The organism is Pseudomonas sp. P179, from assembly GCF_000478485.2.
Classification (GTDB): Bacteria; Pseudomonadota; Gammaproteobacteria; order Pseudomonadales; family Pseudomonadaceae; genus Pseudomonas; species Pseudomonas aeruginosa.
On record NZ_KI517354.1, the window covers coordinates 3,874,784 to 3,898,225 of the forward strand.

Annotated in this window: 20 protein-coding genes; 12 read left to right on the plus strand and 8 right to left on the minus strand. The window is 68.0% G+C overall.

What is annotated here, in order from left to right; all coding sequences use genetic code 11:
* Positions 1–155: 155 nt before the first annotated feature.
* Complete coding sequence (gene wapR, locus HMPREF1224_RS30315) at positions 156–1,040, plus strand: alpha-1,3-rhamnosyltransferase (RefSeq protein ID WP_003116152.1); 885 nt, start codon at positions 156–158, stop codon at positions 1,038–1,040.
* A gap of 18 nt (positions 1,041–1,058) precedes the next feature.
* Here wapR and waaL read toward each other — a convergent pair whose 3' ends face one another.
* A complete protein-coding gene (gene waaL / locus HMPREF1224_RS30320; RefSeq protein WP_003457495.1) occupies positions 1,059–2,264 on the minus strand; it encodes an O-antigen ligase WaaL in 1,206 nt (401 codons plus the stop codon).
* Positions 2,265–2,271: 7 nt separating this feature from the next.
* Positions 2,272–2,922, minus strand: a complete 651-nt coding sequence (locus HMPREF1224_RS30325; protein ID WP_003109893.1) for a BUD32 family EKC/KEOPS complex subunit — start codon at positions 2,920–2,922, stop codon at positions 2,272–2,274.
* A 107-nt stretch (positions 2,923–3,029) separates the two neighbouring features.
* On the opposite strand from HMPREF1224_RS30325, the gene msbA reads away from it, so the two are divergent.
* The 4 genes from msbA to HMPREF1224_RS30345 all read left to right on the plus strand — a co-directional run bounded on the left by msbA (position 3,030) and on the right by HMPREF1224_RS30345 (position 8,980).
* Entirely contained in the window at positions 3,030–4,841 is a 1,812-nt protein-coding gene (gene msbA, locus HMPREF1224_RS30330) for a lipid A export permease/ATP-binding protein MsbA (RefSeq protein ID WP_010793698.1), read from the plus strand.
* 40 nt (positions 4,842–4,881) lie between these two features.
* Positions 4,882–6,306: a bifunctional D-glycero-beta-D-manno-heptose-7-phosphate kinase/D-glycero-beta-D-manno-heptose 1-phosphate adenylyltransferase HldE gene (gene hldE, locus HMPREF1224_RS30335; RefSeq protein ID WP_003095747.1), complete on the plus strand. Its 1,425-nt coding sequence runs from the start codon at positions 4,882–4,884 to the stop codon at positions 6,304–6,306.
* Between the two features lie 127 nt (positions 6,307–6,433).
* Positions 6,434–7,723, plus strand: a complete 1,290-nt coding sequence (locus HMPREF1224_RS30340; protein ID WP_003123588.1) for an acyl-CoA dehydrogenase family protein — start codon at positions 6,434–6,436, stop codon at positions 7,721–7,723.
* Positions 7,724–7,771: 48 nt separating this feature from the next.
* A complete protein-coding gene (locus HMPREF1224_RS30345) occupies positions 7,772–8,980 on the plus strand; it encodes an acyl-CoA dehydrogenase family protein (RefSeq protein WP_003095742.1) in 1,209 nt (402 codons plus the stop codon).
* 24 nt (positions 8,981–9,004) lie between these two features.
* On the opposite strand, the gene HMPREF1224_RS30350 is transcribed toward HMPREF1224_RS30345, so the two are convergent.
* From HMPREF1224_RS30350 to HMPREF1224_RS30365, 4 genes are all read right to left on the minus strand, one after another.
* Positions 9,005–9,925, minus strand: coding sequence for a hypothetical protein (locus HMPREF1224_RS30350; protein ID WP_003114542.1), 921 nt, complete (start codon positions 9,923–9,925; stop codon positions 9,005–9,007).
* Positions 9,926–10,093: 168 nt separating this feature from the next.
* Positions 10,094–10,906, minus strand: coding sequence for an aldo/keto reductase (locus tag HMPREF1224_RS30355; RefSeq protein ID WP_003114541.1), 813 nt, complete (start codon positions 10,904–10,906; stop codon positions 10,094–10,096).
* A complete protein-coding gene (locus HMPREF1224_RS30360; RefSeq protein WP_003109889.1) occupies positions 10,903–12,078 on the minus strand; it encodes an NAD(P)/FAD-dependent oxidoreductase in 1,176 nt (391 codons plus the stop codon). The genes HMPREF1224_RS30355 and HMPREF1224_RS30360 overlap by 4 nt, the downstream gene beginning before the upstream one ends.
* Before the next feature lie 60 nt (positions 12,079–12,138).
* A complete protein-coding gene (locus tag HMPREF1224_RS30365) occupies positions 12,139–12,471 on the minus strand; it encodes a DMT family transporter (RefSeq protein ID WP_003095735.1) in 333 nt (110 codons plus the stop codon).
* Positions 12,472–12,555: 84 nt separating this feature from the next.
* On the opposite strand from HMPREF1224_RS30365, the gene HMPREF1224_RS30370 reads away from it, so the two are divergent.
* On the plus strand, positions 12,556–13,440 hold the full coding sequence (locus HMPREF1224_RS30370) for a LysR family transcriptional regulator (protein ID WP_003114539.1): 885 nt from the start codon (positions 12,556–12,558) through the stop codon (positions 13,438–13,440).
* 35 nt (positions 13,441–13,475) lie between these two features.
* Positions 13,476–14,753, plus strand: coding sequence for a lipid IV(A) 3-deoxy-D-manno-octulosonic acid transferase (waaA, locus tag HMPREF1224_RS30375; protein WP_010793699.1), 1,278 nt, complete (start codon positions 13,476–13,478; stop codon positions 14,751–14,753).
* Positions 14,754–14,801: 48 nt separating this feature from the next.
* Here the strand turns inward: waaA and HMPREF1224_RS30380 are convergent, their stop codons facing one another.
* Positions 14,802–15,401 carry a helix-turn-helix domain-containing protein gene (locus HMPREF1224_RS30380; protein WP_003095727.1) on the minus strand — a complete coding sequence of 200 codons (600 nt, stop codon included), beginning with the start codon at positions 15,399–15,401 and terminating at the stop codon, positions 14,802–14,804.
* A gap of 77 nt (positions 15,402–15,478) precedes the next feature.
* Positions 15,479–17,425 (minus strand): oxidoreductase, encoded by a 1,947-nt coding sequence (locus HMPREF1224_RS30385; RefSeq protein WP_010793700.1) that lies wholly within the window; start codon positions 17,423–17,425, stop codon positions 15,479–15,481.
* 173 nt (positions 17,426–17,598) lie between these two features.
* On the opposite strand from HMPREF1224_RS30385, the gene HMPREF1224_RS30390 reads away from it, so the two are divergent.
* The 5 genes from HMPREF1224_RS30390 (at position 17,599) to HMPREF1224_RS30410 (ending at position 23,295) form a co-directional block, all read left to right on the plus strand.
* A complete protein-coding gene (locus HMPREF1224_RS30390) occupies positions 17,599–18,690 on the plus strand; it encodes an ABC transporter substrate-binding protein (protein WP_003114536.1) in 1,092 nt (363 codons plus the stop codon).
* Positions 18,691–18,766: 76 nt separating this feature from the next.
* Complete coding sequence (locus tag HMPREF1224_RS30395; RefSeq protein WP_003114535.1) at positions 18,767–19,414, plus strand: TetR family transcriptional regulator C-terminal domain-containing protein; 648 nt, start codon at positions 18,767–18,769, stop codon at positions 19,412–19,414.
* Positions 19,415–19,531: 117 nt separating this feature from the next.
* Positions 19,532–20,266: a two-component system response regulator AruR gene (aruR, locus tag HMPREF1224_RS30400; protein ID WP_003095718.1), complete on the plus strand. Its 735-nt coding sequence runs from the start codon at positions 19,532–19,534 to the stop codon at positions 20,264–20,266.
* A gap of 3 nt (positions 20,267–20,269) precedes the next feature.
* Positions 20,270–21,046 carry a substrate-binding periplasmic protein gene (locus HMPREF1224_RS30405; protein WP_003116156.1) on the plus strand — a complete coding sequence of 259 codons (777 nt, stop codon included), beginning with the start codon at positions 20,270–20,272 and terminating at the stop codon, positions 21,044–21,046.
* Positions 21,043–23,295, plus strand: a complete 2,253-nt coding sequence (locus HMPREF1224_RS30410) for an ATP-binding protein (RefSeq protein ID WP_010793701.1) — start codon at positions 21,043–21,045, stop codon at positions 23,293–23,295. Before HMPREF1224_RS30405 ends, HMPREF1224_RS30410 begins: the two co-directional genes overlap by 4 nt.
* Positions 23,296–23,442 lie beyond the last annotated feature (147 nt).

The window sequence follows — 23,442 nt, forward strand, 5'->3', positions numbered from 1 at the left end:
GCAGCCGAAAAGAGCTGGGGCTTCAGGCGTGTTTGCTATTGTTCAGCTTGTTTTTCCGGGCTGGGGGGAGGTGTAGGACCGATGAAGATCGCAGGATCGCTCATGCATGTCTGGCGCTTTGAATGGGGACGTGAAGGACAGGTAAGGTTGTAGTTATGGCGCTCGTCGATGATGGTTCGCAGCCATTGGTTTCCGTGATCATCGCTTCCTATAACCACGAAAAGTACATAGAAGCGAGCATTGCCAGCGTGGCTGCGCAGACATACCGCAACGTGGAACTGCTGGTGGTGGACGATGGTTCCAGCGATGGCAGCGTCGAGCTTTTGCGCGGGCTCCAGGCGAAGTACGGCTTCGACCTCAGGGTCCAGCAGAACCAGGGACTGTCGAGAACGCTCAACGAGGCGATCGCCAGGGCCCGGGGAAATCTCATCGTGCCTTTCGGTTCGGACGACATCATGTTGCCGCAACGCCTGGAGAAACAGGTGGCACACATGTGGGACAAGCCCGAGGTAGGTATCTGCGCGGGCAATATCGAGATCATCGACTCCAATGGCCGGGTCATGCCGGGAAAGGAGCAGCGCAAACGCGACCTGCCTTTCCGCCGTCTCGACTTCGATGACCTGTTCCTGGACCGCAAGCCGGGCCCGATGGCGCCCACCTTGATGTTCCGGCGGGAAGCCCTGGAGAAGGTCGGCGGTTTCGATCCGGACATACGCCTGGAAGATGTCTATATCGAACTGGCGGTGACCAAGGCTGGCTACGTCATCGACATTCTTGGCGAGGTCCTCGCCCAGTACCGCAAGCATCCCACCAATACGTACAAGAACGCCCGTTTCATGGTGGACAACGTATTCAAGACGTACAGCCAGTTCAGCGATCACCCCGATTACGAGCAGGTGATCATGCGCTTCCGCAATTCGATGTTCCTCAAGTGCTCGAACCGGGACAAGGTACTGGCCCGGGAGCTGCTCTCCGGCTTGCCGCTGAAGTACTGGAACGAGAAGACCTTCCGCGGCATTGCGCGGCTGTTTTTCTCCTGATCGCTGATATCGCCGCACTCAAGGCGCGGCGATATCCTCACCGCGCCTGCTGGCGGCGAACCTTTGCTGGATCCACAGCGCATACAGCAGCGCCATGGGAATCCAGATCAGGAACCAGTGTTCCTTGGGACGGGGCAGGAAGGCGTTGCCCTCCGTGAGTCCGGCTGCCAGGCCGAACACCAGCCAGGTCGAGGCTAGCAGAACCGCTGGAGACTTCCGGTTTTTCCAGGAGAAGCCGAAGGCCAGTGCGTAGATCGCCACCCACAGCAGGAGCCCGATGATCCCTCCAGCGAAAAGCACACCCAGTTCGATGTTGTGCGGGTCGGCGAGCAGCATGCCGTTGCTCAGGACGATTCGCATCGGATGATCGTAGCCGTGTCCGAGCCATGGATGCTCGCTGATCTGGCGTAGGGCGTCGGCCCAGATTTCCGGGCGGAACGATGCCCCTCTCTGGGTGATCACTTCCGGGTACAGGATGTAGCCCAGTAGCGCTCCAGCCAGGGCGAGTGCCAGGGCGATGAGGGCTTTTTTCCTGTCTCCGGCCAGGACCAGCCACATAAGGGCCGCTGTGAGCCCTACCAGGGGAGTACGTGAACCGGTCGCGATAAGAAGGCCACCGAGCAGCGCCAGAGATATCAGTGGCAAGGGGGCCAGGATGGGGCGGGATTGCATCCAATAGGCCAGCCAGAGTGCCGTGAAGGCGCCATAGACATGGGCGCTCAGTAATGGGTTATAGAGAGCGCCATAACCGGTAAGGCGCAGCGGGTTGGCGTCCCAGTAGTATTGCAGCAAGGTGGCTGCCGCGGAGATCACCGCGCCAAGGGCTGCCAGCCAGGTCGCGGTCTTGAGGCGGAGGGGAGCTTCGAGCGCCAGGATGGCGGCGCAGAAGAACAGGAGGGCGATGTACAGGGGGCGCTTGAGCAGCGAGCCGGTGGAGTTCTCGGGGGCCGACCAGGACAGGCTCAGCATCATGTAGCTGCTGAAGGCGAGGAAGGCGATGAACAGCGGCGAGCCCGTTAGCGGGCGAAGCAGACGCGGTTGCAGTATCACGTACAGCAGCGTCGGGGCTGCAAGCAGGATGTAGAAGAGGCGATGGTAGTCGGAGCGGTCGCCGACCCAGAACATTCCGGTGAGCAGGGCCAGCCAGCCCAGCGGCAGGATCCAGTGGCTGAGGATGCGGCTGGTATCGTGGCGAAGACGGGTCAGTCGGGTAGCTGCGAACATTCCTTGCTCAATCCAGTTGCAGTTGCTTGAGGAGCTGCTCGAGTGTCCAGTGGACCTGGCTGCTGCGGAGATAGGCCTTGAGCACCAGGTGCTCGCTGTCGTCGAGGAACCAGGTTCGATCCTGTTCGTAGCGCAGCAGGTGCTTGAAATTGCGAATGCGTTGGGCGGCGCTGAGCGCCGAGCGCTGGACCCGCAGGTCGGCGATGTCGATCAGGCCCATCCGGCCTTCCGGCGTGCGCACCACGTTGCCCAGGTGCAGCGAGCGGAAGTACACCCCCTTGGCGTGCAGCGCGGCGATCAGCTCGCCCAGTTGCGTCCGGACTGTATCGCCGCACTCCGGGTCGTTGCGGTCGAGTTGGCGGAGGGTCTGCCCCGGTAGCGGCTCGTAGTGCACCGCGTCGCGCTGGATATGTGGGATCCGCAGTACGTCCAGCACCTTCGGGCAGACGATGCCGCGCCGCGCCAGTTCGCTGGCATTGCGGGCGAAGCGCTCCGCATAGGGGAACAGGGCTGCGGAGGAAATCAGGCGCTTGCGGCGAAACAGCTTGAGGAAGGACCCGTCGCGCAGACGCAGTACCTTGTCCCCATGACCATCGGCTTCCAGCACTTCTGCGTTGTCACGCAACTGCAAGTAGGAGGGGTAGTCTATGACTCGCATGCGAGCTCCTGAACGAACGGCCCGCCATCTTACCCCAACACGCCTTCCAGGCAGAGTGATGGAGGTCCTGTGCTACACTCCGGGACCTTTTCAGCATGTAAGAAACCATGAGCGATAGTCCTCAGAATCCCGGACCTTCCAGTCTCAAGATCTATTTCCGCCTGTTGGGCTACGTGAAGCCCTACATCGGAATGTTCCTACTCAGCATCGTCGGTTTCCTGATCTTCGCCTCGACCCAGCCGATGCTGGCGGGCATCCTCAAGTATTTCGTCGACGGCCTCTCCAATCCTGACGCGGCATTGTTTCCGAATGTGCAGTGGCCCTGGTTGCGCGACTTGCACCTGGTCTACGCGGTGCCGTTGCTGATCATCCTGATCGCTGCCTGGCAGGGGCTGGGCTCGTTCCTCGGCAACTTCTTCCTCGCCAAGGTTTCCCTGGGGCTGGTGCATGACCTGCGGGTCGCCCTGTTCAACAAGCTGCTGGTGCTGCCGAACCGCTATTTCGACACGCACAGCTCCGGCCACCTGATCTCGCGCATCACCTTCAACGTGACCATGGTCACCGGAGCGGCCACGGATGCCATCAAGGTGGTGATCCGTGAGGGCCTGACCGTGGTCTTCCTGTTCCTCTACCTGCTGTGGATGAACTGGAAGCTGACCCTGGTGATGCTGGCGATCCTGCCGGTCATCGCGGTGATGGTGACTACCGCCAGCCGCAAGTTCCGCAAGCAGAGCAAGAAGATCCAGGTGGCCATGGGCGACGTCACCCACGTCGCCTCGGAAACCATCCAGGGCTACCGGGTAGTGCGCAGCTTCGGCGGCGAAGCCTATGAAGAGAAGCGCTTCCTCGACGCCAGCCAGAGCAATACCGACAAGCAGTTGCGGATGACCAAGACCGGCGCGGTCTACACGCCGATGCTGCAATTGGTGATCTACGTCGCCATGGCGATACTGATGTTCCTCGTGCTGTGGCTGCGCGGGGACGCCTCGGCCGGCGACCTGGTGGCCTATATCACCGCGGCGGGCCTGTTGCCCAAGCCGATCCGCCAGCTTTCCGAGGTCAGTTCCACGGTCCAGCGCGGCGTCGCCGGCGCCGAGAGCATCTTCGAGCAGCTCGACGAAGCGGCGGAGGAAGACCAGGGTACCGTCGAGAAGGAGCGGGTCAGCGGGCGCCTGGAAGTGCGCAACCTGAGCTTCCGTTATCCCGGAACCGACAAGCAGGTGCTGGATGACATCAGTTTCATCGCCGAGCCCGGGCAGATGATCGCCCTGGTCGGCCGTTCCGGTAGCGGCAAATCGACCCTGGTCAACCTAGTTCCGCGCTTTTACCAGCACAATGACGGCAAGATCCTCCTTGATGGCGTTGAAGTCGAGGATTATCGCCTGCGCGACCTGCGCCGCCACATCGCCCTGGTGACCCAGCAGGTCACGCTGTTCAACGACAGCGTGGCCAACAACATCGCCTACGGCGACCTGGCTGGCGCGCCGCGCGAGGAAATCGAGCGGGCGGCGAAGGCTGCCAACGCCAAGGAGTTCATCGACAACCTGCCGCAAGGCTTCGACACCGAGGTCGGCGAGAATGGCGTGCTGCTTTCCGGCGGCCAGCGCCAGCGTCTGGCGATCGCCCGGGCGCTGCTCAAGGACGCGCCCCTGCTGATCCTCGACGAGGCGACCTCGGCGCTGGACACCGAGTCGGAGCGGCATATCCAGGCGGCGCTGGACGAAGTGATGAAGGGGCGCACCACCCTGGTGATCGCCCACCGCCTGTCGACCATCGAGAAGGCCGACCTGATCCTGGTGATGGACCAGGGGCAGATCGTCGAGCGCGGCAGCCACGCCGAGCTGCTGGCGCAGAACGGCCATTATGCGCGGCTGCACGCGATGGGACTGGATGAGCAGGCGCCGGCGCCTGTCGGCTGATAAACTGGGCGTCTGCCCCGAGAGGTTGTTTGGAGTTCCCATGAAGTTGTCCATGCCCCGTTTCGACCAGGCCCCGGTGTTGGTGGTCGGTGATGTGATGCTCGACCGCTACTGGCATGGCGCGACTTCGCGCATTTCGCCGGAGGCCCCGGTGCCGGTGGTCCGCGTCGAACAGCACGAGGACCGCCCCGGCGGCGCCGCCAACGTCGCGCTGAACATCGCCGCGCTGGGCGCGCAGGCCTTGCTGGTCGGCGTCACCGGCCGCGACGAGGCCGCCGACAGCCTGGCCAACAGCCTCAAGGCCGCTGGAGTGGACGCGCGCTTCCAGCGCATCGATAGCCAGCCGACCATCGTCAAGCTGCGGGTCATGAGTCGCCACCAGCAACTGCTGCGGGTCGACTTCGAGGAACCGTTCCGCACCGACGCGGCGGCCCTGGCCGTGGACGTCGAGTCGCTGCTGGCCAAGGTCAAGGTGCTGGTGCTGTCCGACTACGGCAAGGGCGCGCTACAGAACCACCAGGTGCTGATCCAGGCGGCGCGGGCGCGCAACATTCCGGTACTGGCCGATCCCAAGGGCAAGGACTTCGCCATCTATCGCGGCGCCAGCCTGATCACCCCGAACCTGTCCGAATTCGAGACCATCGTCGGCCGTTGCGCCGACGAAGCCGAACTGGTCGCCAAGGGCCAGGCGCTGATGAGCGAACTCGACCTCGGTGCCTTGCTGGTGACCCGCGGCGAGCATGGCATGACCCTGCTCCGCCATGGCCAGCCGGCCCTGCACCTGCCGGCGCGGGCGCGGGAAGTGTTCGACGTCACCGGTGCCGGCGATACGGTCATCTCCACCCTGGCCGCGGCGCTTGCCGCCGGCGAGGAGCTGCCGTCCGCGGTGGGCCTGGCCAACCTGGCCGCCGGCATCGTGGTCGGCAAGCTGGGTACCGCGGCGATCAGCGCGCCCGAACTGCGTCGCGCGGTGCAGCGCGAGCAGGGTTCCGAGCGTGGCGTGCTGGGCCTGGAGCAATTGCTGCTGGCAATCGAAGACGCCCGCGCCCACGGCGAGAAGATCGTCTTCACCAATGGCTGCTTCGACATCCTTCACGCCGGCCACGTGACCTACCTCGAACAGGCGCGCGCCCAGGGCGACCGCCTGATCGTCGGGGTCAACGACGACGCCTCGGTCACTCGCCTGAAGGGCGTTGGCCGGCCGATCAACTCGGTGGACCGGCGCATGGCGGTACTCGCCGGGCTCGGCGCGGTGGACTGGGTGGTGAGCTTCGCCGAAGACACTCCCGAGCGCCTGCTCGAGCAGGTGCGTCCGGACGTGCTGGTCAAGGGCGGCGATTACGGCGTCGAGCAGGTGGTCGGCGCGCAGATCGTCAAGGCCTACGGCGGCGAGGTACGGGTGCTCGGCCTGGTGGAGAACAGCTCCACCACCGCCATCGTCGAGAAGATCCGCCAGAAAGGCTGAGCCTTTCCCCGGTCGGTCGCCCCTGGCGGATGACTGGCTGGCCTGACAACTCCCTTCGGCGAGACGGTCATAGGCGCTGCCCATGCGGCGGCGCATGATCCGGGCATCCCATCCTGCGTGGAGCAAGATGCCCATGAGCACCGATGTACAGGGCCGTGCCCTGGCTGTACTGAACCGTGTCGCCCAGGCCGACTGGCCGGATCGCTTCAATCTTCGCAAACCCTTCGAAAAACTGCTCTACAGCGGCAGCCGTACCGGCTTCCGCCTGGCCAGCGAGCGTTCGGCGAAGCAGGCGAAGGGACCGCGCAAGGCCGATCCGGACGGGTTGTTCGACCTGTCGTTCTCCGACGACCAGCAGATGCTGGTGGACATGCTCGAAGGCTTCGCCCTGGAGGTGTTGCGTCCGCTGGCTCATGACGCGGATGCCGAGGCCAGCCTGCCGGCGGAACTGCTCAACCAGGCGCTGGAGCTGGGCCTGACCCACTATGGGGTCGGCGAGGTGCACGGCGGCATGGCCGGTGAGCGCACCACGGTGACCACTGCCCTTATCGCCGAGGCCCTGGCCAAGGGCGACCTGACGCTGGCGGCGGCCCTGCTGGTGCCGTTGTCGGCGGCCAACTGCATCCGCCGCTGGGGCAGCCCCTCGCAGCAGGCGCAGTGGCTGCCGGCGTTCGTCAGCGAAGAGGGGGCGCCGCTCACCGCCATCGCGGTCAACGAGCCGAGTCTGCTGTTCGACCCGCAGAAACTGGCGACCCGCGCCCGGCGCAAGGGCAGTCACTACCTGCTTTCCGGAGAGAAATGCCTGGTCCTGCGCGGCCTGGAGGCCAGCCGCCTGATCGTCGCGGCGAAGACCGACGAGGGGCCTGCGCTGTTCCTGGTGGAAGCCTCCGCCAAGGGCGTCGAGCGACGTGCCGAGCCGGCGATGGGACTGAAGGCCGGCGGCACCGCCCGGTTGCGCCTGAAGAGCGTCAAGGTGCCGGCGGACAACCGCCTGGCCGCCGAGCATTTCGACTACCGGGCCTTCCTCGATCACGCGTCCCTGGCCTGGTGTGCCCTGGCGCTGGGCACCGGACAGGCGGCGCTGGACTACGTGATCGCCTACTGCAACGAGCGTGAGGCCTTCGGCGAGCCGATCAGCCATCGCCAGGGGGTCGCCTTCATGGTCGCCGACATCGCCATCGAACTGGACGCCATGCGCCTGATGGTCTGGCGCGCCTGCGCCCTGGCCGAGCGCGGCCAGCCGTTCCAGCGCGAGGCTTACCTGGCGCGGCTGCTGTGCGCCGAGAAGGCGATGAAGATCGGCACCGACGCGGTGCAGCTGCTCGGTGGCCACGGCTTCACCAAGGAGCATCCAGCCGAGCGCTGGTACCGCGACCTGCGCGCGGTAGCGCTGATGGCCGGCGGCCTGCACCTGTGAACCCGAGCGAGTGCGCGGTCCGCCGCGACGAGTGAACGAGGAATCGACATGTACCTGGAAACCCCGAAGAAATTCCGCAGCCTGGCCAACCAGGCGCATCAGGTCGCGGAAAACTATTTCCGGCCGATCTCGCGCAAGTACGACAAGGCCGAACACGCCTATCCGAAGGAGCTGGACCTGCTCGCGGCCTTGCTGGACGGCATGAACAGCGGCTCGCCCGAGGCTGTCGGTGCGACCTCGGCGAGCAAACGCGCCGGCAAGCAGGTAGAGGAGGGTATCAAGAACGGCGGCAACCTGTCGGCGTTGCTCGGCGTGATGGAACTGTGCTGGGGCGACGTCGGCCTGCTCCTGGCCATGCCGCGCCAGGGGCTGGGCAATGCGGCGATCGCCGCGGTGGCCAACGAGGAGCAGTTGCAGCGCTTCGGCGGCACCTGGGCGGCAATGGCGATCACCGAGCCGGGCTGCGGCTCGGACTCGGCGGCGATCCGCACCACCGCGACCCAGGATGGCGACCACTATGTACTGAACGGCGAGAAGATTTTCGTCACTTCCGGCGAGCGGGCCGATGCCGTGGTGGTCTGGGCCACCCTGAACCGCAACCTGGGGCGGGCGGCGATCAAGTCCTTCGTGGTCGAGAAGGGCACGCCGGGGATGACCGTGACGCGCCTGGAGAAGAAGCTCGGGATCAAGGCTTCGGATACCGCTTCGATCAGTTTCAATGATTGCCGGGTGCCGGCCGCGAACCTGCTGGGCAACGCCGAGGTCGACGTGCAGAAGGGTTTCGCCGGGGTCATGGAGACCTTCGACAATACCCGCCCGCTGGTGGCCGGCATGGCTGTCGGGGTGGCCAAGGCGGCGCTGGACCGGACCCGCGAATTGCTGAAGAAGGCTGGCTGCAAGTTCGACTACAGGAAGCCGCTGCTGACCGTCAGCCACGCCGAGGCCACTCTCTATCGCCTGGAGGCGGAGTGGGAGGCAGCGCGCCTGTTGACCCTGAAGGCGGCATGGATGGCCGACAACAAGCTGCCCAACTCGAAGGAAGCGTCCATCGCCAAGGCCAAGGCTGGACGGGTGGCCAACGAGATCACCCTGAAGTGCGTGGAGCTGGCCGGCGCCCTCGGCTACGCCGAGGATGAGCTGTTGGAGAAGTGGGCGCGGGACTCGAAGATCCTCGACATCTTCGAGGGCACCCAGCAGATCCAGCTGCTCATCGTCGCTCGCCGCCTGCTCGGCAAGTCTTCCAGCCAGTTGAAGTAGAAAGGGCGGCAAAGCCCGCCCGGTTCAGGCGCTGGCGCGGTCGCGCCCACCGCCGGCCTGGTCGCCGTTGCTGGATGGCCACAGTGCCAGCCAGTCGCGGAAACGGATGCGTTCCTCATGCACCAGCCAGCCGTCCTGTACGGCAAAGCTCTCGGCCAACCACAGGCCGCGGGTGGCCGCAGGGCGCAACTGGCCCTTGCGCAGGGTGAACAGGTCGCCGGTGGGGCGCCCCTGGTCCAGCGGCAGCAGGTAGAGATCGGGGCGCCGACGGTCCAGACGCGCCACCAGCGGACCGCTCTCGAGCCGCTCGTCGACATGGTAGAGGCTCGGCTCGCGCGCATCGCGCGGCAGCTCCAGGCGCATGTCGTAGACCAGTTGCAGCGAGGCCGTGGGCAGGTGTACGTAGGCGCGTGGGCGCTCCAGCAAGCGCAGGCTGCCGGCTTGCACCGGACGGGCGGCGCCGGACAGCGGGGTGAGGACGAAGTGGCTGTTCTCCCGGTAGCGCAGCGAACCCTGGTAGGGCGTCGGCAGCCAGGTGTCGCCGAAGCGCCCGCCGAGCCAGCCGCCGGCGGTCTCCACCAGGCATTCCTCGGCGACTTCCTGGATCGCCGTGAGCAGCGGCAGGTTCAGTTCGTGGGCCGGTACGTAGCCGGAGATCAGCTTGAGCACGGTATCGCCGCGGTCCAGCCGGCGCTGACGGACCAGCACCCAGTAGTCGCGGCCCTGCCAGTTCAGGGTCAAGCGCACCGAGACCCCCAGGTTGGCCAGCTCGGCGACGAAGCGCTGCGGGTCGGCTACCTCCATGCGGCGGCGGCGTACGAGCATCTGCTGGAAGTTCAGCGGCAGGCCGAGGGCCTGGTAGACCAGCCCGTCCGGGGAGGCCTCCACCAGCAGCGGCAGGGTCTTGAAGGCGGACGGATCCTTGCGGGCGAGCATACGGGGCATACGGGGCTCCTTGTCGGGTCATCGCGCCGGGGCGGGACGGAGGCTCACGTTCGATGCACCGGCCACCGGAGGCGAGGGCGGCAGGCAGGATACGGCTCGTTCGGGAGGAACATGGCAGCGGAATGCACCGCGGGTGTCAACCCGCGGATGTTGCAGCCGATGTATGGTTCAGGCCTTTTTCAGGGCTTGCGCGGCCATCGCGACATTATGGGCCAGGTGCAGCGGATTGATGGTGCCGACGATGGCGGCGGCGACGCCCGGCTGGTCGAAGACCAGTTCGAAGCTGGCGCGCACCGGGTCCTGTCCGGCGCCCAGGCAGGCATGCCCGCTGGCCAGCGCCTTCTTCACCAGGATGCCCTTGGCATGGGCCGCGGCGTACTCGATGACCGGGCGTTCGGCGCGCTCGTTCAGGTTGTAGGTGACCATCGCGCAATCGCCCTCGCGCAGGGCGCGCAGGCCACCTTCGACGGTCTTGCCGGAGAGTCCGTAGGCGCCGATCAGGCCCTCGCGCTTGAGCGCGGCGAGAGTCGGGTAGACCTCGCTGTTCTCGAGGATATCCAGGTCGTTGCCATCGGAATGCACCAGCACCAGCTCGATCCGGTCGGTCTCCAGGCGCTTCAGGCTGCGCTCGACGGAGCGCCGGGTATGCGCGGCGGAGAAGTCGAAGACTGACTGGCCGTCGACGAACTCTTCGCCGACCTTGCTGACGATCACCCAATGTTCGCGCTGGCCGCGCAGCAGCGGGCCGAGGCGTTCCTCGCTGCGGCCGTAGGCCGGGGCGGTGTCGATCAGGTTGATGCCGAGGTCGCGGGCCAGGGCCAGCAGGTCGGCGGCTTCGCGGTCGTCGGGGATGGTGAAGCCGGAAGGGTACTTCACTCCCTGGTCGCGGCCGAACTTGACGGTGCCCAGGCCCAGCGGCGAAACGGCCAGGCCGGTGTCGCCCAGCGGGCGGTGCAGGTCGTGGAGGGTATCCCTGATCATGCGAAGGCTACCTCCCAGGCCGGTTCGGCGAGCGGCGGACGCGGCAGTTGCGGCAGCGCGGCATGTTCGCTGGGGCGGATGCCGTCTTCTTCCAGGCGGGCGCAGACCCGGTCGGCGAAGTCAGGGGCCAGCGCCAGCTTGGTCGGCCAGCCGACCAGCAGGCGTCCCTGTTCGGCGAGGAAGGCGTTGTCCGGGCGCAACAGGTTGGACTGTGCCGGCTCGGCGCGATCCACCCGCAAGGTGGCCCACTGCGCCTGGCCGAGGTCGATCCAGGGCAGCAGCTTTGCCAGTTCGCGGCGTGCTTCGGCGATCTGCGCGGCTTCGTCGCGGGCCACGCCATCGGCTTCGGCGATGTCGCCGCCGAGGTACCAGACCGACTGGCCGTCGCGGGTCGGATGGGTGGTCACGGTGATCCGTGGCTTCGGCCCGGCCCCCAGGCAGTGGGCGTACAGCGGTTTCAGGGTCGCCGCCTTGACCATCACCATGTGCAGCGGCCGCCGCTGCATGGCCGGTTGTTCCAGGCCCAGTTCGCGGAGCAGCGCCTCGTTGCCGGCACCGGCGCTGAGCACCACGCGCTGGGCACGGATCTCCCGGCCGTCGACGCACAGGCCGGCCAGTTCCCGGCCTTCGCGCAGCGGTTCGATGCGTTCGCCGGCGAGCAGGCTGTCGCCGGCCAGTTCCGCCAGGCGGCGAATCAGGTCGGGGACGTCGAAGACGATTTCCGTGAGGCGGTAGGCCTTGCCCTTGAACCCCTTGTCGCGCAGCGCCGGAGGCAAATCCTCGCCCTTGGCCTGCTCGACCCGGCTGCGCACAGCCTTGCTGGCGAAGAAGCTGGTAAGGCTGCCGGCCAGGCCGCCCGGCGACCACAGGTAGTGCGCCTCGGAAAGCAGGCGCACGCCCCGCAGGTCGAGTTCGCCGTCGCTGCCGAGACAGGCGCGCCAGCGCCGCGGCATGTCGGCGATGGCTTCGGAGGCGCCGGTCAGGGCACCATGCAGGGCGTACTTGGCGCCGCCGTGGATGATCCCCTGCGACTTCACGCTCTGTCCGCCGCCGAGGCTGGCGCTTTCCACCAGCACGGTGGCGTAGCCGGCCCGGCGCAAGCGGGCGTTCAGCCAGAGGCCGGCGATACCGCCGCCAACGATGAGGATGTCGGTGGAAAGGGCTTGGGGCATGGGGCTGCCTTATCGGGAACGGAAAGGGCGCAGTATACAACCTGCGCCCGCGACGGTCGTTCAGTGCCCCGAAGCGCGGGAGAACAACTGGATCACCAGCACGCCGGCGATGATCAGGCCGATGCCGAGGAGGGCGGCGGGGTCCAGGCGCTGGCCGTAGACGAACATCGCCACCAGGCTGACCAGGACGATGCCGAGCCCGGACCAGATGGCGTAGACCACGCCGACCGGCAGGGTGCGCATGACCAGCACGAGCATGCTGAAGGCGAGCACGTAGCCGCCCACCACCAGCAGCAGCGGCAGTGGCTTGCTGAATCCGGCGACGGCTTTCAGCGAGGTGGTGGCGACCACTTCGGCGGCGATGGCGATGGCGAGGTAGAGATAGTTGGTCATGGCGGGGTCCTCCGGAAACTGCGGCCATTCTAGGGAGCCGGCGGATGGGATAAAGTCGTTACCTATCTTTATTGGAGATAGGTTATGCAGTGGAACCTGGAGCAGATCCGCCTGTTCGTCAGCGTCGCCGAGCGCCAGTCGTTCTCTGCCGCCGCCCGCGAACTGAAGCGGGTGCAATCGGCGGTGAGCAACGGCATCGCGCTGCTGGAGGCGGACCTCGGCGTCACCCTGTTCGAACGCAGCAGCGGACGCCAGCCGCGCCTGACCGACGAGGGCCGGGTGCTGCTGGCGGAGGCGCGCGAGGTGCTGCGCCAGTGCGAGCGCCTGCAGGGGCGCGCGCTGGGGCTGGCGCGCGGCGAGGAGCCGCGGCTGCGCCTGGCCCAGGACGAGGCGATGCCCTACCAGCCGGTGCTGGACAGCCTGGAAGCGCTGGCGCAGCGCTTTCCCAGTCTGGAGGTGCAGGTGTCCAGCGGCGGCCAGGGTGACGTCACCCGTCGTTTGCTCGAGGAGCAGGCTGACCTCGGCCTGCTGTTCCACCATGAGCGCATGCCTGAGTCGCTGGAGCGGCGGCGCCTCGGCAGCGTCGAGATGGTCACGGTGTGCGGTGCCGGCCACCCGCTGGCCGGGCTGCAACGGGTCAGTCGCCGCGAGCTGGCACAGCACCGGCAACTTTTGATCGTGCCCCAGCAGAGCGGCTATCCGGGCGGCGAGCAGATCAGCCCGCAGGTCTGGCGGCTGGACAGCTTCTATTCCATGGCCGAGCTGCTGATGCGCAACCTCGGCTGGGCCTGGCTACCGCGGCACGTGGTGCAGTACCCCACCTACGACCGGCTGATGGTGGAGCTGACCAGCGACTGGACGCCGCCGGCGCTGGTGGTCGAACTGGTCTGGCGGCGCAACGAGGTGCTCGGCCCGGCGGCGGCCTGGCTCGGCGAAACCTTCACCCGCCACCTGCGCGCCATCGGCTGAGCCGGTCGGCGGGAGTTTTGCTAAGCTGCGCGCCCATGAACCGTACCCTCTATACCCTGCTGTTCCACCTCGGCTTGCCGCTGGTGGCGTTGCGCCTGTGGTGGCGCGCGCGCCAGGCGCCGGCCTATGCCAAGCGCATCGGCGAGCGTTTTTCCCTGTCCTTGCCCGAGGTGCCGCCCGGCGGCATCTGGGTGCACGCTGTCTCGGTGGGCGAGAGCATCGCCGCCGCGCCGATGGTGCGGGCGCTGCTGGAGCGCCATCCGCAGTTGCCGGTCACCGTCACCTGCATGACCCCGACCGGCTCGGAGCGCATCCGCGCATTGTTCGGCGAGCAGGTCCGGCACTGCTACCTGCCCTACGACCTGCCCTGGGCGGCGGCGCGCTTCCTCGACCGGGTGCGGCCGCGCCTGGCGGTGATCATGGAAACCGAGCTGTGGCCCAACCATATCCATGCCTGCGCCGTGCGCGGGATCCCGGTGGCGCTGGCCAATGCGCGCCTGTCCGAGCGCTCGGCGCGTGGCTACGCGCGCTTCGCCGGGCTGACCCGGCCGATGCTCGCCGAGCTGTCCTGGGTCGCCGTGCAGACCGAGGCCGAGGCCGAGCGCTTCCGTCGTCTCGGCGCGCGTCCTGAGTGCGTCAGCGTGACCGGCTCGATCAAGTTCGACCTGCGCATCGACCCGCAGCTGCCGCTGGCCGCTGCTGCCCTGCGCGAGGAATGGGACGCGACGGCGCGACCGCTGTGGATCGCCGCCAGCACCCATGCCGGCGAGGACGAGATCGTCCTGGCAGCCCACCGGCGCCTGCTGGAAACGCGTCCCGACGCGTTGCTGATCCTGGTGCCGCGCCATCCGGAACGCTTCGCCGGCGTCCACGAGCTATGCCGCCGCGAAGGCTTCGCCACGGTCCGGCGCTCCGGCGGCGAGCCGGTGGCACGCGCGACCCAGGTGCTGCTCGGCGATACCATGGGCGAGCTGCTGTTCCTCTATGCCCTGGCCGACATCGCTTTCGTCGGCGGCAGCCTGGTGCCCAACGGCGGGCACAACCTGCTGGAGCCGGCGGCCCTGGGCAAGCCGGTGTTCGCCGGTCCGCACCTGTTCAACTTCCTCGACATCGCCGCGCAATTGCGCGACGCCGGGGCGCTGCTCGAGGTGACGGATGCCGGCGAGCTGTGCGACGGCCTCGCGCGCCTGTGGGCGCAGCCGGAGGTCGCGACGGCCATGGCCACTGCCGGAGAGAAGGTGCTGCGCAACAACCAGGGCGCCCTGGAGCGGCTGCTGGCGGGGTTGGCGCGGTTGCTCGGGCGCGGCGGGTAGCGCTCGCCCCGTCGGCCCTCCCCTGGCCCTGCATCGCGACAGGCCGTTTCAGAACGTCGGCGGGGTGATCACCCAGAGCACCAGGGTATCGCTGTCGCCCGGGTTGCCGTAGCGATGCGGTTCCTGGCTGGAGTAGCTGAAGCTGTCGCCCTCGCGGAGCTGGAAATGGCGGTCGCCGACCCAGAGTTCGAAGATTCCGCTGAGGATGTAGCCGGCTTCCTCGCCCTCATGGCTGTAGCTCTGCTGGCTGTAGGTGCCCGGCGGGAAACGCGAGTGGAGGATCTCCAACTGGCGGCTGGGCTGCGGGGTGAGCAGTTCGTCGATGATGCCGTCTTCGTAATGCACGCTCATGCGCGTGTTGCGCCGCACCACGTAGCCGGCGTCCGCCGGGTCCACCGCGGCCTCGCTGGCGAAGAACCACTGGATGGTCACGCCGAGGCTGCGGGCGATGTTGAACAGCGCCGGAATCGACGGATACGCCAGGTTGCGTTCCAACTGGCTGATGTAGCCGGCGGTGAGTTCGCTCTGTGCGGCCAGCTCGGCCAGGGTCAGGCCGCGGCGCTTGCGCAGGCCGCGGATGCGGGTGCCGAGGAAGTGCGTTTCGCTGCGCGGCGTGTCGGTGGCGTCCGGCGGTGACGGGCGGGGCATGCGGCGGGGTCCTGGCTGCGTTTGCGGCATTCTAGGGGCTGGGCCGGGACCCGTCGAGGGAGCCGCGGCCGCGCCGCTCAGATGCTCCAGGCGGCCTTGAGCCCTTCGTAGATCGCCTCCTCGGCGGTGCGGGGGGCCAGGCAGTCGCCGATCCGCAACACCTCCGCCAGGCCGTGCAGGCTGTCGGCCAGGCGGTCCACCGGCTGGTGGCCCTGGCATAGCACCAGGGTATCGACCTCCTCGAACAGCATCGCTTCGCCGCTGGCGCTGTGCTGCATGTACACCGTGGTATCGTCGCAGCCGTACAGGCGGGCGTAGGGCGTGACCGGGATACCCAGGCGGTGCAGCTCGCCGGCCAACTGGTCGCGCACATACAGCGGCAGGCTCTCGCCGCAGTGGGTGCCGTTCACCGCCAGGCGCACCTGGTGGCCCTCGCGTACAAGCTTTTCCGCGATACCGGGGCCGATCCAGTCGCCCCGCCAGTCGGTGACCAGCACCGAACGACCGACCCGCACCTCGCCGCGCAGCACCTGCCAGGCATCCACCACCTGCAGCTCGCCGCCGCGCTCGAAAGGCGGCCAATAGGGTTCGGCGCCGGTAGCGACGATCACCAGGTCCGGCCGTTCGCGCTCCACCAGCGCGCGGTCGACCGGCGTGTTGCGGCATACCTCGACGCCGGCCAGTTGCATCTCCCGTTGCAGGTTGGTGGAGGCGCCGCCGAATTCCGCGCGGCGCGGCAGCAGTTGCGCCAGGTTGACCTGGCCGCCGAGCTGGGCGCCGGCCTCGCAGAGCACTACCTCGTGGCCGCGCTGTGCCGCCACCGCCGCCGCCTTCATCCCCGCCGGGCCGCCGCCGGCGACCAGCACGCGCTTGCGCCGCGAGGCCGGATTGGGCGTTGCGTAGGTCAGCTCGCGGCCGGTTTCCGGGTGCTGGATGCAGGAGATCGGATAGCCTCGGTGGAAATGTCCGATGCAGGCCTGGTTGCAGGCGATGCAGGCGCGCACGTCGTCGCTGCGCCCGGCCTCGGCCTTGTTCGGCATCTGCGGGTCGCAGATCAGCGCGCGGGTCATGCCGCAGACGTCGGCCTGGCCTCGGGCGAGGATGGCCTCGGCCTCCTGGGGCTGGTTGATGCGCCCGGTGACGAACAGCGGGATCGCCAGGCGCGCCTTGAAGGTACCGGCTTCGCGGGCCAGGTAGGCCGGCTCGATGGCCATCGGCGGGACGATATGGATGGCGCCGCCGAGGGAGGCCGAAGTGCCGGCGACGATGTGCAGGTAGTCCAGCTCGCCCTGGACCGCCTCGGCCGCCTGCAGCGACTCGCTTTCGCTGAGACCCTCGGGGTCGCGCTCGTCGGCGGACAGGCGCAGGCCGACGATGAAGTCCTCGGAGGTGGCCGCGCGCACCGCCGCCAGCACTTCGCGGAGGAAACGCAGGCGGGCATCGAGGTCGCCGTTGTAGCCATCCTTGCGGCGGTTCACCCGCGGGTTGAGGAATTGCGCCGGCAGGTAGCCGTGGCTGGCGACCACCTCCACCCCGTCCAGTCCTGCCTCGTGCAGGCGGCGCGCGGCGGCGGCGTAGCCGGCGACGATCTCGTCGATCAGCGGCTGGTCGAGTTCGCGCGGCATCACCCGGAACCGTTCGTTGGGCGAGGCCGAGGCGGAATAGGCCACCGCCAGCAGGCCGTCGGCGGACTCCATGATCTCGCGCCCGGGATGGAAGATCTGCGACAGCACCACACAGCCTTCGGCGTGGCAGGCCTCGGCGACCCGCCGGTAGCCGGGGATGCAGGCATCGTCGGTGGCCATCAGCACGTGCGAGGTGTAGCGCGCGCTGTCGTGGACCCCCGCCACCTGCATGACGATCAGTCCGGCGCCGCCGCGGGCCCGGGCGCGGTGATAGGCGACGAGTGGCTCGTTGACCAGGTTGTCGGTAGGCATCGACGTGTCGTGGCCGCTCGACATGATGCGGTTTTTCAGGCGTTTGCCCCGGATTTCCAGGGGGCTGAACAGGTGCGGGAAATTCACGGTTGGCGTCCTTCTTGTTGTTCTCGCGGCGCGCTTCAGAAACAGGATATGAATTTACCATCAGTAAAAAATCAACTTGTTTTTTTAAAATCGACTGGATAGTTTCTGTCCCGTGGCCGCTTCCCGGCGGCTCGCTGCGATCCACTCCACAACAAGAACAAGAGGAGACGCACATGAACCGTTCCTTTCCGTTGCGCCGCGCGGCCAGCGCCCGTCCGCACCCGGTTTTTCCTTGCCGCGTCCTGCTCGGCGCCGTCCTGCTGGCGTTCGGCGGCCTCGCGCCGGTCCAGGCCGATGATGGCCTGGTGGTGGTCGGCTACGGCGGCGCCGGACAGAAGGCCCAGGAGGTGGCGTTCTTCCAGCCCTTCACGCAGCAGACCGGGATTCCCGTGGTGCAGAGCGAGTACAACGGCGAGATGGCCCGGATCAAGGTGATGGCCGACACCGGTCACGCCGACTGGGACCTGGTCCAGGTCGAGGGGCCGGACCTGGCGCGCGGTTGCGACGACGGCCTGTTCGAGCGTCTGGACTGGCAGGCCATCGGCGGCAAGCAGCAGTTGATCGCCAATGCCGCCCAGGAATGCGGTTCCGCCGCGCTGGTCTGGGGCGTGGCGATCGGCTACGACGCCGACCGGCTGCAACAGCCGCCGGCGTCCTGGGCCGACTTCTGGGACGTCCAGCGCTTCCCCGGCAAGCGCGGCCTGCGCAAGCGGGCGATCTACAACCTGGAGTTCGCCCTGCTCGCCGACGGCGTGCCACGCGAGCAGGTCTATCCGCTGCTGGCGACCCGCGCCGGTGCCGACCGTGCCTTCGCCAAGCTGGGCCAGCTCAAGCCCTACATCCAGTGGTGGGAGGCGGGAGCGCAGCCGGCGCAGTGGCTGGCCGCCGGCGACGTGGTGATGACGTCCACCTACACCGGGCGCATCGCCGACGCCCACCGCGCGGGGCGCAACCTGGCCCTGGTATGGCAGGGCAGCCTGTACGGCATGGACTACTGGGCGGTGGTCAAGGGTTCGAAGCGCGGCGCCGAGGCGCGTCGCTTCATCGCCTTCGCCAATGCCCCGGATGCCCAGGTGCGCTACGTCGAGAACATTCCCTACGGGCCGACCAACCGCCAGGCCGCCCAGCGCCTGCCCGCGCAACTGGCGAGCTGGGTGCCGACCGCGCCGGCGAACCTGGAGCAGGGCCTGGCGATGGACGACGAATTCTGGGTCGAGCACGGCGAGGAGCTGGAGGAGCGCTTCAACGCCTGGGCCAGCCAGTGAGACGGGCGCCACGTAACCTGCGATCATCGGGGCTGCCCGCCGGTGGTCGCGGGCGACGAGCAGGAGCCGCGAAAGGATGAACCAGGAAGTGCGCTTTTCCCGTCTGGAGCCAGAGCAGCGCAAGGCGCTGCTGATCGAGGCGACCCTGGCCTGCCTGAAGCGGCATGGCTTCCAGGGCGCCTCGGTGCGCAAGATCTGCGCCGAGGCCGGGGTATCGGTGGGCCTGATCAATCACCACTACGATGGCAAGGACGCGCTGGTGGCCGAGGCCTACCTGGCGGTCACCGGACGCGTCATGCGCCTGCTCCGCGGTGCCATCGACACCGCGCCGGGCGGCGCCCGCCCGCGGCTCTCGGCGTTCTTCGAGGCATCCTTCTCCGCCGAGCTGCTCGATCCGCAATTGCTCGACGCCTGGCTGGCGTTCTGGGGTGCGGTGGGCAGCATCGAAGCGATCGGGCGGGTCCACGACCATTCCTATGGCGAGTACCGGGCGCTGCTGGTCGGCGTGCTGCGGCAACTGGCGGAGGAGGGCGGCTGGGCGGACTTCGATGCGGAACTGGCGGCCATCAGCCTCAGCGCCCTGCTCGACGGGCTGTGGCTGGAGTCTGGGCTGAATCCCGCGACCTTCACGCCGCGGCAGGGCGTGCAGATTTGCGAGGCCTGGGTGGATGGCCTGGAGGCGGGCGCCCATCGCCGCTTCCGGCGTGCGATGGAAGCTTGTTGATCGTCCGTTCAGTAGTGGATAGGCTGCTGCTGGCAGCGGAAGGCGCCCCGGCCCCTTCCGCCCACCGTCCGACAACCCAGAACAAGAAACGCCCCGGCCCGCCGGAGGCGCAAGGTGATGGCGATGGTTCCGCGCGTATTGGTGGTCGACGACGACCCGGTGATTCGTGAGCTTCTCCAGGCCTATCTCGGCGAGGAGGGCTATGACGTCCTCTGCGCCGGCAACGCCGAGCAGGCGGAAGCCTGCCTTGCCGAGTGCGCCCATCTCGGCCAGCCGGTCGAGCTGGTGCTGCTGGACATCCGCCTGCCCGGCAAGGACGGCCTGACCCTGACCCGCGAGCTGCGGGTGCGCTCCGAGGTGGGGATCATCCTGATCACCGGGCGCAACGACGAGATCGATCGCATCGTCGGCCTGGAGTGCGGCGCCGACGATTACGTGATCAAGCCGCTGAACCCGCGCGAACTGGTGTCGCGGGCGAAGAACCTGATCCGCCGGGTGCGCCATGCCCAGGCCAGCGCCGGCCCCGCCCGGCAGGCCCTCAGGCAGTTCGGCGACTGGCTGCTGGACGCCGACCGGCGCCGCCTGATCGACCACGCGGGCAACGAAACCCTGCTCACCCATGGCGAATTCCAATTGCTCGGCGCTTTCCTGCGCAACAGCGGGCATACCCTGAGCCGCGACCAGTTGATGGACCAGATCCGCAACCGCGAGTGGCTGCCCAGCGATCGCTCCATCGACGTGCTGGTCGGCCGCCTGCGTCGCAAGCTGCGCGACGACCCGGCCGAACCGCAACTGATCATCACCATCCACGGCGCCGGCTACCTGTTCACCGCCGCGGCCAGCGACGCCTGAGCCATGCAGGCCTGCTGGCTGGCGCTCTGCGGATGGCTGCTGGGCGGCCTGGCACAGGCTGCGGAGACCATCCGCTATTGCGACTATCCGGTATACCCGCCGATCTCCTGGAGCGACGGCCAGCAGGTCCGGGGGCTGGCGCCGGAGCTGGTGAAGCGGCTGTTCGGCGCGCTGGGCTACCGGGTCGAGGTGGTGGTGCTGGGCAACTGGCGGCGCTGCCTGCTCGACGCCGCCGCCGGACGGGTCGACCTGATACTGGCCTACCGCACGCCCGCGCGCGATCGCGACCTGGCGTTTTCCGCCGAGCCGGTGCTGCGCGAGGACGTGGCGATCTTCTACAACCGCCAGCGGCCGGTGCGCATCCAATCCCTCGGCGACCTCGCCGGCTATCGCGGCGGGCTGTTGTTCGGCGAAAGCTACGGGGCGGACTTCGACCGCTTCGTCGGCCGCCACGGCAACGTCGAATGGGTTTCCGACAGCCGACAGAACTTCGGCAAGCTGGTGCGCCAGCGCATCGACTACATCGCCCACGAACGCCGCACCGGCACGCTGTTCGCCGAGCGCCTGGCCGGCGGCGAGAACATCCGTGCGCTGCCCGAACCGCTGACGGTGGACTACCTGCGGGTGGCGGTCTCGCGGCACTCGCCGCTGGCGGCGAAGATGGACGAGATCGACCGGGCCCTGCGTGGCTATCGCGACGACGGCAGCATCCAGCGTTGGCTGGACGACAGCGTGCGCGACTATCGGCGCCTCGCCGGCAACCGCGCGGACGCCTGGTGAGCGGCCACGGCGGAGTGTTGGCGCGGCGCCTGCTGTGGCGGGTGCTGCTGTTCAGCCTGTGTTTCACCGTCCTCGCCGGCGCCGTGCAGCTGTTCTTCGAATACCGCCGCGAAATGCGCGAGATCGAGGCGCGCCTGGAACTGATCCGCAGCGGCTACCTGGCCAGCTTCGAGCGCAGCCTTTGGGATCTCAACCAGGAGCAGTTGAACGTGCAGTTGCGCGGCCTCGGGGATTTCCCCGACATCGCCCGTGTCAGCCTGCAAAGCGCCGACTTCAACCTGTTGCAGGGCGACCAGCGTCCACGCGGCATGCTGCGGGTCGAGCGCTTTCCCTTGAGCTACCAGCCGCCGGGGGGCGAGCGTCGGCAACTGGGCGAGCTGGAGATCGCCATCGACCTGGCGGCGGTCTATCGCCGGCTGGTTTCCGGCGGCCTGGCCAGCCTCTTGTGGATGGGCAGTTTCCTTTGCGGCCTGGCGGTGGCCCTCAGTTGGCTGTTCCACAGCCTGGTCACTCGCCATCTGTGGCGCATGTCCGAGTTCGCCGGGCATATCGCCGAAGGCGACCTGCAACAGCCGCTGCGACTGGACAAGGTGGACCGCGAGCGCGATGAGATCGACGCCGTCGCCGCCGCCCTGGAAGACATGCGCCAGGCCCTGCGCACCGACCGCCGCCGGCGCGATGCCGATCGCGACGAGTTGCGCCGACAGGTCGAGCGACGCACCGCCAGCCTGCGTCGGGCGAAGGACCAGGCGGAAGCCGCCGACCGGGCGAAGAGCCGTTTCCTCGCGACCATGAGCCATGAGATCCGTACCCCGCTGAACGGCATCCTGGGCATGGCCGAGCTGCTGCGCGAGGCATCGCTCGGCGAGCGTGACCGCCAGCGCCTGCGGGCACTGGCGACAGCGGGGGAGGGACTGCTGGCGATCCTCAACGAGGTCCTCCACTTCGCCCGGCTGGAGGAAGCGGCGGATGTGCCGGAAGCGGTGGACTTTTCCTTGCGGAGCCTGCTCGAGGACGTCCTCACCCTGCTCGAACCGCGGGCGCGGGAGAACGCCACGCGGCTGGACCTGTGGCTGGACCCGCAGGTTCATGACGGCCATCGCGGCGCCGAGCAGTTCCTGCGCCAGGTGTTGACCAACCTGCTGGGCAACGCGGTGAAGTTCACCGAGGCCGGCGAGGTGCGCGTTCGCGTCGAGCGGCTGGTGCGCAGCGCAGGAAGCGAGCGACTGCGGCTGAGCGTCGCGGACGATGGAATCGGCATTCCCGAGGAAATGCGCGAACGCATCTTCGAACGCTTCACCCAGGGCGGCGACGCCGTGACCCGCCGTTACGGCGGAACCGGCCTGGGCCTGGCGATCAGCAAGCGGCTGGTGGAAGCGCTGGGCGGGCGGATCGGCGTGGAAAGCCGGGTCGGCCAGGGCAGCACGTTCTGGTTCGAGATCGAGCTGGCGCTGGCGAGCTTGTCCGGCGCGACGCCGCCGGCGGCATCGGTGTCTGCGCTGGAGGTGCTGCTGGTGGAGGACGTGGCGCTCAACCGCGAGGTGGCCCAGGGCCTGCTCGAGCGGGACGGCCACCGGGTGATGCTGGCCGAGGACGCGGGGCCGGCCCTGGCGTTGTGCCGGCAGCGGCGCTTCGACCTGATCCTGCTGGACATGCACCTGCCGGGGATGGCTGGCCTCGAGCTTTGCGCCGGGATTCGCCGGCAGCTCGACGGCCTGAACCGCGCCACGCCGATCTTCGCCTTCACCGCCAGCATCCAGCCGGACATGGTGCGTCGGTACTTCGCCGCGGGCATGCAGGGCGTGCTCGGCAAGCCCCTGCGGATGGACGAGCTGCGCCGCGCGCTGGGCGAGGTCGGCACCAGCGTGCCTGCGCTTGCGGTGGACGCCGCGCTGGACCGGCAAATGCTCGAGACCCACCGCCGCCTGCTGGGGCGGCACAAGCTCGCCGGACTGCTGGGCAACCTGCTGGGAAGCCTGGACGAGCAGTTGCCGCTGCTGGCCGAAGCCCTGGACCAGGCGGACCTGGCCGAGGCGGCGAACATCGCCCATCGCCTGTCCGGAAGCTGCCACTCCATGGGCCTGGTGGCGCTCGGCGCCGGCCTGGGCGAGCTGGAGCGCGAGGCCCTGGGCGCGGCCGGGGTCGACCCGCGAGCCTGGGGCGCACGCCTGGGTAGCCTGCGCCGCGACGGCGCCGAAGCCCTGCGCCGCGCCGGCTTCCTCGGCGAAGCCGACTCAGCGGCCGGTTGAGCGGCGCGGCGAACAACTTCCTTACAGCTTTTTACATCTTCGATCCGCGCGTTCAACGGCGTCTTACATCCGCCGCCAATAATCCGCTCATCCGTGCGCAAGACACGGCCTCTGACAGAGTGGAGACAAGAATAATGAGCCATCTCG